The sequence below is a fragment of the Leptothrix ochracea genome (assembly GCF_041083635.1).
Taxonomy (GTDB): Bacteria; Pseudomonadota; Gammaproteobacteria; order Burkholderiales; family Burkholderiaceae_C; genus Sphaerotilus; species Sphaerotilus ochraceus.
In genome coordinates, this window is record NZ_JBFPHB010000002.1 from 63,613 (window position 1) to 76,972 (window position 13,360).

12 protein-coding genes are annotated in these 13,360 nt (G+C 61.8%); 5 read left to right on the forward strand and 7 right to left on the reverse strand.

Annotated features, from left to right (window positions below; all coding sequences use genetic code 11):
* The first annotated feature begins 13 nt into the window (after positions 1 to 13).
* The gene (locus AB3X39_RS00340) at positions 14 to 1,621 is read left to right on the forward strand and encodes a M48 family metalloprotease (protein ID WP_369415355.1); all 1,608 of its coding nucleotides are present in this window, start codon (positions 14 to 16) and stop codon (positions 1,619 to 1,621) included.
* Here AB3X39_RS00340 and recX read toward each other — a convergent pair whose 3' ends face one another.
* Together recX and recA are read right to left on the reverse strand one after the other, a co-directional pair.
* Positions 1,622 to 2,155, reverse strand: a complete 534-nt coding sequence (recX, locus tag AB3X39_RS00345; RefSeq protein ID WP_369415356.1) for a recombination regulator RecX — start codon at positions 2,153 to 2,155, stop codon at positions 1,622 to 1,624. It abuts the gene before it with no gap.
* Positions 2,139 to 3,188 carry a recombinase RecA gene (recA, locus tag AB3X39_RS00350; protein ID WP_369415357.1) on the reverse strand — a complete coding sequence of 350 codons (1,050 nt, stop codon included), beginning with the start codon at positions 3,186 to 3,188 and terminating at the stop codon, positions 2,139 to 2,141. Before recA ends, recX begins: the two co-directional genes overlap by 17 nt.
* Positions 3,189 to 3,359: 171 nt before the next feature.
* On the opposite strand from recA, the gene AB3X39_RS00355 reads away from it, so the two are divergent.
* Together AB3X39_RS00355 and AB3X39_RS00360 are read left to right on the forward strand one after the other, a co-directional pair.
* Positions 3,360 to 4,031, forward strand: coding sequence for a response regulator (locus AB3X39_RS00355; RefSeq protein WP_369415358.1), 672 nt, complete (start codon positions 3,360 to 3,362; stop codon positions 4,029 to 4,031).
* 81 nt (positions 4,032 to 4,112) lie between these two features.
* On the forward strand, positions 4,113 to 5,561 hold the full coding sequence (locus tag AB3X39_RS00360) for a sensor histidine kinase (protein WP_407068945.1): 1,449 nt from the start codon (positions 4,113 to 4,115) through the stop codon (positions 5,559 to 5,561).
* On the opposite strand, the gene rodA is transcribed toward AB3X39_RS00360, so the two are convergent.
* Genes rodA through AB3X39_RS00385 form a run of 5 tightly spaced genes read right to left on the reverse strand, consistent with a single transcriptional unit; the run spans position 5,558 to position 11,279 of the window.
* Positions 5,558 to 6,718: a rod shape-determining protein RodA gene (gene rodA, locus AB3X39_RS00365; protein ID WP_369415360.1), complete on the reverse strand. Its 1,161-nt coding sequence runs from the start codon at positions 6,716 to 6,718 to the stop codon at positions 5,558 to 5,560. The two genes, AB3X39_RS00360 and rodA, sit on opposite strands and share 4 nt — an antisense overlap.
* Positions 6,715 to 8,763: a penicillin-binding protein 2 gene (gene mrdA / locus AB3X39_RS00370; protein WP_369415361.1), complete on the reverse strand. Its 2,049-nt coding sequence runs from the start codon at positions 8,761 to 8,763 to the stop codon at positions 6,715 to 6,717. The genes rodA and mrdA overlap by 4 nt, the downstream gene beginning before the upstream one ends.
* Entirely contained in the window at positions 8,760 to 9,278 is a 519-nt protein-coding gene (gene mreD / locus AB3X39_RS00375; RefSeq protein WP_369415362.1) for a rod shape-determining protein MreD, read from the reverse strand. The genes mrdA and mreD overlap by 4 nt, the downstream gene beginning before the upstream one ends.
* 9 nt (positions 9,279 to 9,287) lie before the next feature.
* Positions 9,288 to 10,214 (reverse strand): rod shape-determining protein MreC, encoded by a 927-nt coding sequence (mreC, locus tag AB3X39_RS00380; RefSeq protein WP_369415363.1) that lies wholly within the window; start codon positions 10,212 to 10,214, stop codon positions 9,288 to 9,290.
* A 21-nt stretch (positions 10,215 to 10,235) separates the two neighbouring features.
* Entirely contained in the window at positions 10,236 to 11,279 is a 1,044-nt protein-coding gene (locus AB3X39_RS00385) for a rod shape-determining protein (protein ID WP_369415443.1), read from the reverse strand.
* 234 nt (positions 11,280 to 11,513) lie between these two features.
* On the opposite strand from AB3X39_RS00385, the gene gatC reads away from it, so the two are divergent.
* Together gatC and gatA are read left to right on the forward strand one after the other, a co-directional pair.
* Positions 11,514 to 11,813: an Asp-tRNA(Asn)/Glu-tRNA(Gln) amidotransferase subunit GatC gene (gene gatC, locus AB3X39_RS00390; RefSeq protein WP_369415364.1), complete on the forward strand. Its 300-nt coding sequence runs from the start codon at positions 11,514 to 11,516 to the stop codon at positions 11,811 to 11,813.
* A 28-nt stretch (positions 11,814 to 11,841) separates the two neighbouring features.
* Positions 11,842 to 13,359: an Asp-tRNA(Asn)/Glu-tRNA(Gln) amidotransferase subunit GatA gene (gene gatA, locus AB3X39_RS00395; RefSeq protein WP_369415365.1), complete on the forward strand. Its 1,518-nt coding sequence runs from the start codon at positions 11,842 to 11,844 to the stop codon at positions 13,357 to 13,359.
* Position 13,360: the final 1 nt, after the last annotated feature.

Genomic DNA, 13,360 nt, shown 5'->3' on the forward strand with positions numbered 1-13,360 from the left:
CATCATAGGACGCATGTTTGCCGCCCATCCACCCTACCGCCGTCGATCAACCCTTCGCCATGCATCACGCCAAGCGCTGGTGGCACTGCTGTGCAGTGCGCAGCTGATGGCTTGGACGCCCACCGCTTGGGCCCAGCACAACGACCTACCCGCCTTGGGAGATCCGGCCTCAGAAGACCTGAGCGTTGCCGGCGAAGCGCGACTGGGCCAACAGATCATGCAAGCGTTGCACCGCGACGCCGATGTCATCGAAGATCCCCAATTGCTGGACTACATCGATAGCCTCTGGCAGCCCTTGCTGATGGCGGCACGAACGCGCGGCGAGATCACCCCTGAGCTGGATGCCCACTACGCTTGGACCCCTTTTTTGGTGCGCGACCGCAGCGTCAACGCCTTCGCCCTACCGGGCGGTCATATCGGCGTCCATTTGGGTCTGATCGCCATGACCGCTTCACGCGACGAGTTGGCCTCGGTCTTGGCCCACGAGCTTTCGCACGTCACCCAGCGCCACATCGCGCGCCGGATGGGGGCGGGTAAGACCAGCTCCATGGTCGGCGCCTTGAGCATCGTTCTCGGACTGCTGGCCGTGACGCGCTCACCCAACGCTGCCAACGCCATGATCATGGGCGGGCAAGCTGCGGCGGCACAGGGACAGCTCAACTTTTCACGCGATATGGAACGCGAGGCCGATCGCATTGGCTTTGGTGTCCTGACCCAAGCTGGCTTTGCCCCCGAAGGCATGACCGCCATGTTCGATCAGTTGCAGCATGCCTCGCGGTTGGTGGATAGCCAGCAGTATCCCTATCTGCGCTCCCATCCCTTGACGACCGAGCGCATCGGCGAAGCTCGAGCCCGGTTGGGCCCCACCGAACACCTCGGGGCCACCTCCGGTGGCGCCTCAGCGATGTGGTTGCATGCCTTGATGCGTGGCCGCGCCAAGGCGCTGATGGACCCCCGCATCGATGAACAAAACCGCCTGATCGAGCAACAACCCGTGGCGCAGGAAACAGGCCCTGCCGCCCTCACCCGGGCCTACAGCGCCGCTATGGCGGCCATGAAACAGCACCAATTTGCGGCCGCTGAAACCGCACTCGCCCAAGCGCGCCAACTCGTCCAAAGCGATCCCGTGGCACAAGCCGCTGTGGGTCATGCCTTGGACTATCTGCACGTTGAACTCCTGATTGAAAACCAACGCGGTGCCCAAGCTCAGGCCGCGATGGCCCTTTGGCGTCCGGATCAGAGCCGTCCAGCCCTGCTCCTGAAAGCCCAAGCCTTGTTGGTGTCCCCAGGGCCCGTGGCACAGCTCAATCCCTTGAGCGAAGAGTTGCGTCTTTGGTTGGCCGAACACACCACCGATGCAGCCGCTTGGCAGGCCTTGGCCCAAGTGGAAGAACGCCGGGGTTTCATGCTGTCAAGCCTGCGAGCCCAAGCTGAGGCCCGCTGGCACGAAGGAGATCACCGGGGCGCGACGGAAAAGATGCGCGCGGCCCAACAATGGGCCCGTGCTTTGCCCCACATGAGCGCCACGGATTTCATCGAGTTGAGCATCATCGACAGCCGCCTGAAGCAAATGAGCCACGAACTGCAAGCCGAACGCGCCGATCAAAACGCCGGGACCTGATCAGACCTCGTCGTCCACAGCATCTGACACGCCAAGGGTCTCGGTGCTGCGCAACAGACGAAACACCACCTCAGCACTGAACCCTCGCCCCATCAAAAAGCGTGCTTGTCGGCCCATTTCACGGGCATCGGTGGGCAAAGCGCCAAACTTGCGTTGCCACACTGCCTGCGCCCGGACGGCTTCAGTCTGACGTAAATCAGCCAAGGCCTCGGCGCAGTCTTCGGCATCAATGCCTTGGGTCTGCAAATCGCGCCGGATGCGCGCCACCCCAAAACGCGGTGCTTGGCGGTGCACCACCGAAGCGACGAAACGGACCTCACTGAGTAGGCCCGCAGCCGTCAACGCGTCAAGCACTTGTTCCAGCGCGTCTTCGCTGGGCGCGTGCGGCAAGAGTTTGCGTTGCAAGGCTTGGCGCGAGTACTCCCGCCCGGCCAGCAAACGCAAGGCACGCCCCTTGAGAGAAAGCTCTGGGCTGGCCATCACCGCCGCGCCAAGTTCAGCCGCGCAAGGCCACGCATCACTCGGCCTCAGCACCACCTGCTGCTGGCAAAGCGGAAACACCCAGCGAGGCACGGATCTTGTTTTCGATCTCGTGCGCCAAAGCCGGGTTCTCGCGCAGGAACTCACGCGAGTTGTCCTTGCCTTGGCCGATCTTTTCGCCGTTGTAGGCGTACCAAGCCCCCGACTTATCCACCACCTTGGCGATCACGCCCAAGTCGATGATTTCGCCCTCGCGGCTGATGCCTTCGCCATAAAGAATGTCGAAATCGGCGGTCTTGAAGGGCGGGGCCACCTTGTTCTTGACCACCTTGACGCGAGTTTCGTTACCGATGACGTCATCGCCTTTTTTGATGCTGCCCACGCGGCGAATATCAAGACGCACCGAGGCGTAAAACTTGAGCGCATTGCCGCCGGTGGTGGTCTCGGGGCTACCAAACATCACGCCGATCTTCATGCGGATCTGATTGATGAAAACCACCATGCAGTTGGTCTTCTTGATGGTCGCGGTGAGCTTACGCAGCGCCTGGCTCATGAGACGCGCTTGCAAACCCGGCAGCGAATCGCCCATCTCGCCTTCAAGTTCGGCCTTAGGGGTCAAAGCCGCCACAGAGTCGATGATCACCAAATCGACCGAGCCCGAGCGGACCAAGGCATCGACGATTTCCAGCGCTTGCTCGCCGGTATCAGGCTGCGAGATCAGCAGATCTTGCAGATTGACACCCAGTTTTTGGGCGTACTGCGCGTCGAGCGCGTGTTCAGCGTCGATGAAGGCGCAGACGCCACCGAGCTTTTGCATCTCAGCGGCCACCTGCAAGGTCAGCGTGGTTTTGCCCGAGGACTCAGGACCGTAGATTTCGACCACCCGCCCCCGTGGCAAGCCACCCACACCGAGGGCAATATCAAGCCCCAAGGACCCGGTTGATACCACTTGAATGTCGGCAACCACTTCGCCTTCACCCAAACGCATGATGGAGCCTTTGCCAAACTGCTTTTCAATCTGGCTGAGAGCCGCTTGCAAGGCCTTGGCTTTTTCGGTGCTGAGGGTGGATCGGTTGGTGGCTTCCATCATGGATCTCCTGGAAATGATCGTTGCATTATGGCAAAGACTGGATGCTTGTACAGTGTTTGCCGCGTCGATACACACCTTAAATTTTCTAAAGACAACGGAAAGCATCCGCACTTCCTACAATCCACAGCTTACGCTTTGACCGTGCATGCAACATAAGGAGACAACGCGATGCGCATTTTGATCGCCGAAGATGACCAAGTTCTGGCCGATGGTCTGTTGCGAAGCCTGCGCAGCGCTGGCTACGCTGTGGACCGGGTCGGCAACGGCTCGGAAGCCGACGCTGCTTTGGCGGCTCACGAGTTCGATCTGCTGATCCTTGACTTGGGTTTGCCCAAACTGCACGGCCTTGAGGTGCTGCGTAAATTGCGGGCGCGCGGCTCAGCCGTCCCCGTCTTGATCCTGACAGCCGCCGACAGCATCGAACAACGCGTCAAGGGGCTCGACCTCGGCGCCGACGACTACATGGCCAAACCGTTCTCGCTGCAAGAACTCGAAGCCCGCGTGCGCGCCCTGACCCGTCGGGGTCTCGGGTCCGCCAGCAGCTTGATCAAGCATGGCCCACTCACTTTTGACGCCACGGGTCGGGTGGCCTACATCAACGATCAAATGATCGATTTGTCCGCTCGTGAACTGAGTCTCTTGGAAGTCCTGCTGCAACGCGCTGGGCGCTTGGTGAGCAAAGATCAGCTGGTTGAACGTCTGTGTGAATGGGGTGAAGAGGTCAGCAACAACGCCATTGAGGTCTACATCCACCGCTTGCGTAAAAAGATCGAGGAAGGCCCCATCCGCATCGCCACCGTGCGCGGCTTGGGCTATTGCCTCGAAAAAATCCCCGGCTAATCAGCCGCTCAAGCCGCTCTAGCCCGACCCATCTTGGCCCACCACGTCCAACGCTCCTTGTTTGGCGAGATCCTTGACTGGATGCTCGCGCCGCTGCTTTTGCTGTGGCCGATGAGCCTAGCGTTGACGTGGCTGGTGGCGCAGGGCATCGCCAACCGGCCCTATGACCGAGCTTTGACCGAATCGGTCCGAGTCTTGGCACAGCGGTTGGAACTGCACGACGATCATGTGCGCTTTGACGTCACCCAAGAAACAGCCCCACTGCTGCGTGCCGACGATATCGACTCGATCTATTACCAAGTCATGGATGCCCAAGGCCAATGGATCGGCGGGGATCGGGAACTCCCCCGACCACCGCAGAGCGACGAGCAGGCGCTGGGTGAGGCCCGTTTGCGCGATGACGAGGTGCACAACGAAAGTGTGCGCATCGCCTCGCAGTGGGTGCTGATCGCCGAAGCGCAGCACCCGGTGCTGGTGCAAGTGGCCGAAACCCTCAACAAGCGCTCAAGGCTGGCCACCGAAATCATCAAGGGCGTGATCCTGCCGCAGTTTGTCATCTTGCCGATCGCCGTGCTGCTGGTTTGGATGGCCTTGGTGCGCGGCTTGGTACCGCTCAACACCCTGCACCGCCGCATCCGCGAACGCGATAGCGACGATCTGTCGCCCATCGACGACCGCGAAGTGCCCGAAGAAGTCTCACCCCTGGTCAAAGCGATCAACGAGCTGCTGGCCCGTCAACATGGTTTCCTACAAACTCAAAAGCGCTTTCTGGCCGATGCCGCCCATCAACTGAAAACCCCGCTGGCCGGGCTGCGCATGCAAGCTGAACTGGCGGTGCGCGACATCGATGCGGGCCAGCGTGACCCCTTGCAACTCAAAGCGTCCCTGGACCAGATGGCCGATGCCTCCCAGCGTGCGGCCCACATGGTCAACCAACTGCTTTCCATGGCCCGGGCCGACGCCAAAGCCCAAGACCCGGTGCGCCAACGCGTCGATCTCGAACAGGTGGCCTTGGACGTGGTGCGTGATTTCGTCCCCAAGGCCTTGGATAAGGGCATCGACTTGGGCTACGAAGGCCCCACTGAAGACACGCCAACGTTCCCTTGCGGTCAAGCTTGCGTTTATGGGCATCCCCTGTTGCTGCGCGAAATGATCGCCAATTTGGTCGATAACGCCCTGCAATACACCCCGGCCCGAGGCGCGGTCACCGTCCGCATCCACCCCGATGCGGCCGGTGACGCGGTCATTCTTCAAGTGGAAGATTCCGGGCCAGGCATCCCGGCGGCGGAGCGCGATTTGGTCTTTCAGCCCTTCTATCGCGCCTTGGGAACCGCCGTTGAAGGCTCTGGTTTGGGGCTGGCGATCGTGGCAGAAATTGCCCGCCAGCACGAAGGCACCATCACGTTGGACGACGCTCGCACCGCCGATCAGATCCCTGCCGGAGAAGGTCCGGGCGTGCGCATCACTGTTTGCATCAAGGCTTTACCCCCCGAAAATATCGGGGCCACGCCCGCACCGAACACGCCTTAGCTCTGCACCAAGCGCCGGGATTTGGCAATCGACATCAACATGCCCAGCGACAGTCCCAGCGAGACCATCGCCGTGCCGCCATAGCTGATGAAGGGCAAGGGCACACCCACCACCGGCAAGATCCCACTCACCATGCCCATGTTGACGATGGCGTAGGTGAAAAAGCTCAAGGTCACGGCCCCCGCCAAGAGCCGTGTGAACACCGTGGGGGCATCGGCAGCAATCGCCAACCCGCGCAGGATCAGGGCGACAAACCCCACCACCAGCAGCAAGCAGCCGACCAGTCCGAACTCTTCCGAATAGGCGGCAAAGATGAAGTCGGTGGTGCGCTCAGGAATGAACTCCAAGTGCGTCTGGGTGCCTTGCATGAAGCCTTTGCCAGTGACCCCCCCAGAGCCGATGGCGATCATGCCTTGGATGATGTGAAAGCCCTTGCCCAGCGGATCTTGCGTCGGATCGAGCAAGGTGCAAATGCGGTGCTTTTGGTAGGCCCGCAGCAACGGCCAAACCACATCCGGCTGACAGATCGTGGGCTCAGCAATCACCAAAGCCACCACACCCACCACACCCACCACCACCACCGGCAGGATGAACTTCCACGGGAAACCGGCAAAAAACATGACGTAAAAGCCGGCCGAAAACACCAAAATCGCCGTGCCCAAATCAGGCTGCTTGGCGATCAAGGCCACCGGCACCATCAAGATCAAGCCCGCCCACCAAAAGTCGGGCATGCGCAGATGGCCTTCGCGGCGCTGGAACCACCAAGCCAGCATCAAGGGTGCGGCGATTTTCAGGATCTCGCTGGGTTGGATCACCACCCCGATATTCAGCCAGCGTGTCGCCCCTTTTTTGGTCAAACCAAACAGCGCCGTGGCCAACAGCAGCACCACCCCCACGGTGTAAAGCGGCACCGCCAGCGCCATCAAACGCTGCGGCGGCACCTGCGCCACAAGAAAGAGAACCATCGCTGCCAGCAACATATTGCGGGCGTGGTCCAAGAAACGGCTCCCGAAGGCATAGCCGGCTGAGTACATGATCACCAAGCCGGCCATACACAGCACCAGCAAAGCCGCCAAGACCCCAAGATCAAAACCTGCAAAGGCCGATTTAAGTTTCTGGCGCACATAAGGCCAGTCCACGTTCAAAGCGGTGATCATCGCGAAGCTCCAGCGGCAGCGGAGGCGGCCGCAGCGACCACCGAGGCATCGGAGGCCGAAGACAGCGGTGGCGGTAAACCCGTGCCACCACGCGGGGTCGGCAAAGGCACATCCACCGCCTTGCGGCCCGCGCCGATGGGCGATGCGCCGTGCCCTTGCTGCACCAAGGCGATGTCCTCATCGCTGGGGTAGCGCCCCATCAGGACGTAATCCAGCACTCGGCGGGCAATGGGCGCAGCCGCTTCGGCGCCAAAGCCCGCGTTTTCCACGATCACCGCCAAAGCCACCCGGGGGTTGTCCACCGGTGCAAAAGCGGTGTAAAGCGAATGATCGCGCTGGTACTCGGACAAATGCGAAGCGTTGTACTTTTCGTTTTGGCGGATCGTCACGGCTTGAGCCGTGCCCGTCTTGCCTCCGCTTTGATACGGAGCACCGATAAAGACTCGGGTGGAGGTGCCTTCTTGCGTCACGCCGTACATCGCCCGCCGCACCACCTCGACGTCCTCGGGCTTGAGCGGCAACGGCTCCAGCGCCTCACGCTCGACCGGCCGCGTCTGACGCGTGATCACATCTTCGATCTCATGCACCAAACGCGGCTCAAAGCGCTTCCCCCCCGACACCAGCGTCGCCAAGGCGCTGGAGAGTTGCAGCATGGTGAAATTGTTATAGCCCTGCCCGATGCCCAACGAAATGGTCTCACCGGCGTACCAACGCTGCTGATCAGCCCGCCGGTACTTGCGTTGTTTCCACTCGGTGGAAGGCAAATCGCCCGTCACTTCACCTTCCAGGTCGATGCCCGTTTTGCGCCCAAAACCGAAGGGCTCCAACTGATCGTGGATCAGATCGACACCCATGTCGTTGGCCAAAGCGTAGTAGTAGACGTTGCTCGAATGCACGATGGAGCGGTACATATCCACCGCCCCGAGCGCCGTATCGCCGTGGCTGCGGAAGCGGTGATTGCCGAACATGAAAGCACCGTTGTCATAGGTGATCTGGTGTGCAGTGCGCTTGCCGGTGGTCAGCGCCGCAATCGCCATGAAGGGCTTGTAGGTCGAACCTGGCGGGTAGGTGCCACGCAAGGCGCGATTCAGCAAAGGCTTGTCGAGCGACTCGTTGAGATCTTTCCAGCTTTCTTGATCGATGCCATCGACAAACAAGTTCGGATCGAAGGCGGGTTTACTGACAAAAGCCAGCACCTCGCCGTTGCGTGGATCGATCGCCACCAAGGCCCCGCGCCGCTCGCCAAAGAGCGTCTCCACCAACGATTGCAAGCGGATGTCGAGCGTCAACCGCACCGTGTTGCCGGGGGTGGCTGAATCAGAGCGCAGACGCCGCACGGGCCGCCCGCCCGCACTGGTTTCGACCTCTTCCACCCCAGCAATGCCGTGCAACTCGTGCTCGTACTGCTGCTCGATGCCAAGCTTGCCGATGTATTCAGTGCCCCGGTAATTGGCCTGATCCTCGTCTTCCCATTCTTCCATCAGCTCCTTGTCACGCTGATTGATGCGGCCGATGTAGCCCAACACATGGCTGGCCAGATCACCATAAGGGTAGTTGCGGAACAAACGCGCCTTGATCTCAACCCCCGGAAAGCGAAAACGCTGCGCCGTAAAACGGGCCACCTCTTCGTCGGTGAGCTTGGTGCGAATCGGCACCGACTCAAAACTCTTGCTTTCGCCCGACAGGCGCTTGAAACGCCGCCGGTCGCGGGGCTCAATCGGCAAGACGGCGGCCAACTGATCGATCAGTTCTTCCAACTCCTGCTGGGTTTGCGCCCGGGTGATTTCCAAGGTGTAGGCCGAGTAGTTGTTGGCCAGCACCACGCCGTTGCGGTCCACGATCAAGCCCCGGTTGGGCACGATCGGCACCACAGCGATACGGTTGTTTTCCGCTTGGGTCGCCAGTTCCTCGTGGGCAATGATTTGCAGATAAACCAGCCGAGCGATCAACAGCGCAAAGCAAAACAGCACGAAACCCGCAGCCACCAACAAGCGACTGCGGAACCGATCCAGTTCCAGCTCAAGATTACGGAGTTCGGTGCTCACAGCGGCCGATTTTCATCAGGATCAGGGGCTCGACGCTGCGGTGCCAGCAACAACAAACTGGCCACCGGCCACAGCGCCGCTTCACCCATCGGCGCCAGCAAAACGGTCCAGCCCGGGAACACATCCCCGGTGATCAGGCGCGTCACCAAGACCACCACATGGGCCACGACAAACAAGGGCGCCACGTGCAAGGCTTGCTCCATCACCCCAAACCAAGGCAAGCGACGGTGCATGGAAATCGCGAAATAGGCCAACAAGGTGTAGGCCAGTGCGTGCTGCCCCAGCAAGGCTCCTTGATGCACGTCCATCATCACCCCGAAAACAAAAGCCACTCCGACGCCAACCCGACGCGACTGATGCACGTTCCAAAACACCAGCGCCAAGGCGACCATATCGGGCATTGCCGGCAGGCGGCCCAAGGGCAACAAATTGATCAACAGCGCCATCACCAGCGAGAACCACATGAACAGTGGATTCACCGGCAACAGGAGTTGATCGTGGCTGCGACGCATCATGTCCCCGGCTCAATGCCGGCCACTGGCTTTGCGCCCAAGCGCTGGGGCGCTGGCCACAGGTTCATCAGGGCGAGGGGGTAATTGCTTGCCCAGCGGCACCAGCACCAGCAAATGGCGCACCCCATCGGGGCGGGTCATCAATTCAAGCTGGATCTTAGCGAAGTTGGTGTTGTCGGCACGCCGATCCACATGGGTGACCTTGGCCACCGGGTAGCCGACGGGATAGACCCCATCGACGCCCGACGTGGAGAGCACATCGCCCACTTGCACGTCACCGTTGGCCGCCAAAAAGCGCAGCTCCATGCCGCCAGCCACCGGATCACCCACCGCAATGCTGCGCTGCTGAGTGCGGGAATTGAGGACAGGAATGCTGGCATTGCGATCGGTGAGCAAGGTCACTTCAGAGGTCGCAGGATAGACCCGCGTCACCTGCCCCAAGACACCCGCTTCGTTCACCACCGGGGAGCTCAGCTCAATGCCTTGCAGAGCCCCTTGGTCAATGACCATCTTGCGCGTGAAGGGATCGGCAGCGTCATAAAGCACCTCGGCCGCACGAGCGGGGGTGCTTAGGCGCGCACGCAAATCGAGCAAGGCCCGTAAACGAGCGTTTTCATCCGAGAGGGGCTTGGTCAGCAGGGCCTGCTGGGCTTGCAGCGTCAGGGCGGCGCGCGCCTGAGCTTCGGCATCTTGGGCCGCATGAATCCCGCCCAAGTAGGTCTGGACTTGCTGCCAGGCCAACAAAGGTGTGAGCAACAGCTGCTCCACCGGGTACAGCACCACAGCCACAGCGGCACGCACCGGCCGGATCAAGGCCAAACGACGATCCGCAGCCATCAGGCAAACGGCCATCGAAGCGAACACCACCAATCGGCTGAAAGCCGAAGGGCCTTGGCGGAAAAACGGGGGTGGTGTCCGGTCGAGGGCGCCCTGAGGCATGGCGAATCAGTGCAAGGTCATTTATTCGGACGTGAAGATGGAGCCCAGACGCTCCATGCGTTCCAGCGCCATGCCGCAACCACGCACCACACAGGTCAACGGGTCTTCGGCCACCAGCACCGGCAAACCGGTTTCTTCAGCCAGCAGGCGGTCCAAGTCGCGCAGCAAGGCGCCGCCGCCGGTGAGCATCATGCCGCGATCGGCGATGTCAGCCCCCAACTCCGGCGGGGTTTGTTCGAGGGCGCGCTTGACGCTGGAGACGATCTGATTGAGCGGCTCGGTCAGGGCTTCGAGGATTTCGTTGCTCGACACCGTGAAGCTGCGCGGCACGCCTTCCGACAGATTGCGGCCCTTGACTTCCATCTCCTTGACTTCGGAGCCTGGGAACGCCGAACCGATTTCTTTCTTGATGGTTTCAGCCGTGGGCTCACCGATCAACATGCCGTAGTTGCGCCGGATGTAGTTGACGATGGCTTCGTCGAACTTGTCGCCACCGACGCGCACCGAGCCCTTATAGACCATGCCGCCGAGCGAAATCACCGCCACTTCGGTGGTCCCGCCGCCGATGTCCACCACCATCGAGCCCGAGGCTTCGCTGACCGGCAGACCGGCACCGATGGCTGCGGCCATCGGCTCTTCGATCAGGTACACATCCGACGCACCGGCGCCGAGCGCCGATTCACGGATGGCACGACGTTCCACTTGGGTGGAGCCGCAGGGCACACAAATGATGATGCGCGGGCTCGGCCGGAACAGCGAGCGCGGGTGCACCATCTTGATGAACTGCTTGAGCATCTGCTCGGTCACGGTGAAGTCGGCGATCACGCCATCCTTCATCGGCCGAATGGCGTCGATGTTGCCGGGCACCTTGCCCAACATGGCCTTGGCTTCAGTCCCGACCGCTTGGATGGTCTTTTTGCCGTGAGGACCGCCCTCATGACGGATCGAAACCACCGAAGGCTCGTTCAGCACAATGCCCACCCCACGCACATAAATCAGCGTGTTGGCGGTCCCAAGATCGATCGCGAGATCGGTAGAAAAATAGCGGCGCAGCGATCCGTACAGCATCTGTTTGGACTGGTCGGAGTTAGATCGAGGCTGCGGAGGGTGCTCCACAGCACGGGGAAGGGTTCAGCTTGGGATTCCGGCTTTGCGCTCGGACTCTTGAGTCAGCCGGTGATAATACCTTATGGACCTTATGAACCCGGTCAAATTCGCCCTTGGCGGACCCTCATCCGGGTGAGGCCCCTGTACAAAACACCTTGAATTGCCCCCTGCTACTTCTTTGAAGGTCCACCCATGTCACTCCGCCCTGAGGATGTGCGCCGCATCGCCCACTTGGCACGCTTGGAACTGAAGCCCCAAGAACAGGTTGAGTTACTCGGCCAGCTCAACGACTTCTTCACCATCGTCGAGCAAATGCGCAGCGTCGATACCAGCGGTGTTGCGCCGCTGTACACCCCGCTGTCGGCAGTGCAAGACGTGGCCTTGCGCCTGCGCCCAGACGACGTCACCGAAATCGACCAGCGCGCTGACAACCAGCGCAGCGCCCCGGCGGTCGAAGCCGGCTTGTTCCTCGTCCCCCGCGTGATCGAATAACCTCTTGCCGTCTGCTGCCCACCGCCCCATGAGCTCGACCTCGACTTCTCTGCATCTCTCTTTGCATCAGCTTGATGTCACCACCCTGGCCCGCATGCTCGACGAGCGCAAGGTCTCCAGCGTGGAGCTGACACGTCACCTGCTTGACCGGATCAGCCAGCACAGCGCCCTCGGCGCTTTTCTATGTGTCAACGAAGACATCGCCTTGGCCCAAGCGGCCGCTGCTGACGCATGGCGGGCCAAGGGCGTGCACGGCCCGGCGCATACCCTGCTGGGCATCCCCATCGCCCACAAAGACATCTTTGTGACGCGCGACTTTCCCAGCACCGCCGCCTCCAAGATGCTCGACGGCTACCGCAGCCCCTTTGACGCCACCGTGGTGAGCCGTCTGGCTGAAGCCGGGACCGTGACGCTGGGCAAGCTGAACTGCGACGAGTTCGCCATGGGCGGGGCCAACGAAAACTCGGCCTACGCCGTGGCGCGCAACCCGTGGAACCCCAGCCGCATCACCGGCGGCTCCTCAGGCGGCAGCGCCGCCGCCGTGGCCGCTCGCCTGTTGCCGGCCGCCACCGGCACCGACACCGGCGGCTCGGTGCGCCAACCGGCTGCGCTCACCGGCATCACCGGCATCAAACCGACCTACGGCCGCTGCTCGCGCTACGGCATGATCGCTTTCGCCTCCAGCTTGGACCAAGCCGGCCCGATGGCGCGCACCGCCTTGGACTGCGCCCACGTGCTGCAAGCCATGAGCGGCTTTGACCCCCGCGACGCCACCAGCGCGGAGCAAGCCGTGCCCGACTTTGTCGGCGCCACCACCGCCCTGCGCGCCGGGGCCAGCGCCGCCCAGCCCTTGAAGGGCCTGCGCATCGGTCTGCCGAAAGAATTCTTCGGTGAAGGCGTCTCAGCCGATGTGCTCAGCGCCACCCGCGCCGCGCTGGCTGAGCTTGAAAAACTCGGGGCCACGCTGGTCGATGTCAGCTTGCCGCGCACCGAGCTGTCGATCCCCGTCTACTACATCATCGCCCCGGCCGAAGCCAGCTCGAACCTGAGCCGCTTCGACGGCGTGCGCTACGGCCACCGTGCCGAGGCGTACAAAGACCTGAACGAGATGTACTGCAAAAGCCGCAGCGAAGGCTTCGGCGCCGAAGTGAAGCGCCGCATCATGATCGGCACCTACGTGCTGAGCCACGGCTACTACGACGCCTATTACCTGCAAGCGCAAAAACTGCGCCGCATGATCGCCGACGACTTCCAAGCCGCCTTCACGCAGTGCGACCTGATCGCCGGCCCCGTCGCCCCGACCGTGGCTCGCGCCATCGGCAGCCAAAAAGACCCGGTGGCCGAGTACCTCGCCGACATCTTCACCCTGCCAGCCTCGCTGGCCGGCCTGCCCGGCATGAGCGTCCCCGCCGGTTTCGGCGCGGATGGCTTGCCCGTGGGCCTGCAACTGATCAGCAACTACTGGCAAGAAAGCACCCTGCTGCACACCGGCCACGCGCTGCAACAGGTCACCGACTGGCATCTGAAAGCACCAGCCGGCGTGTGAC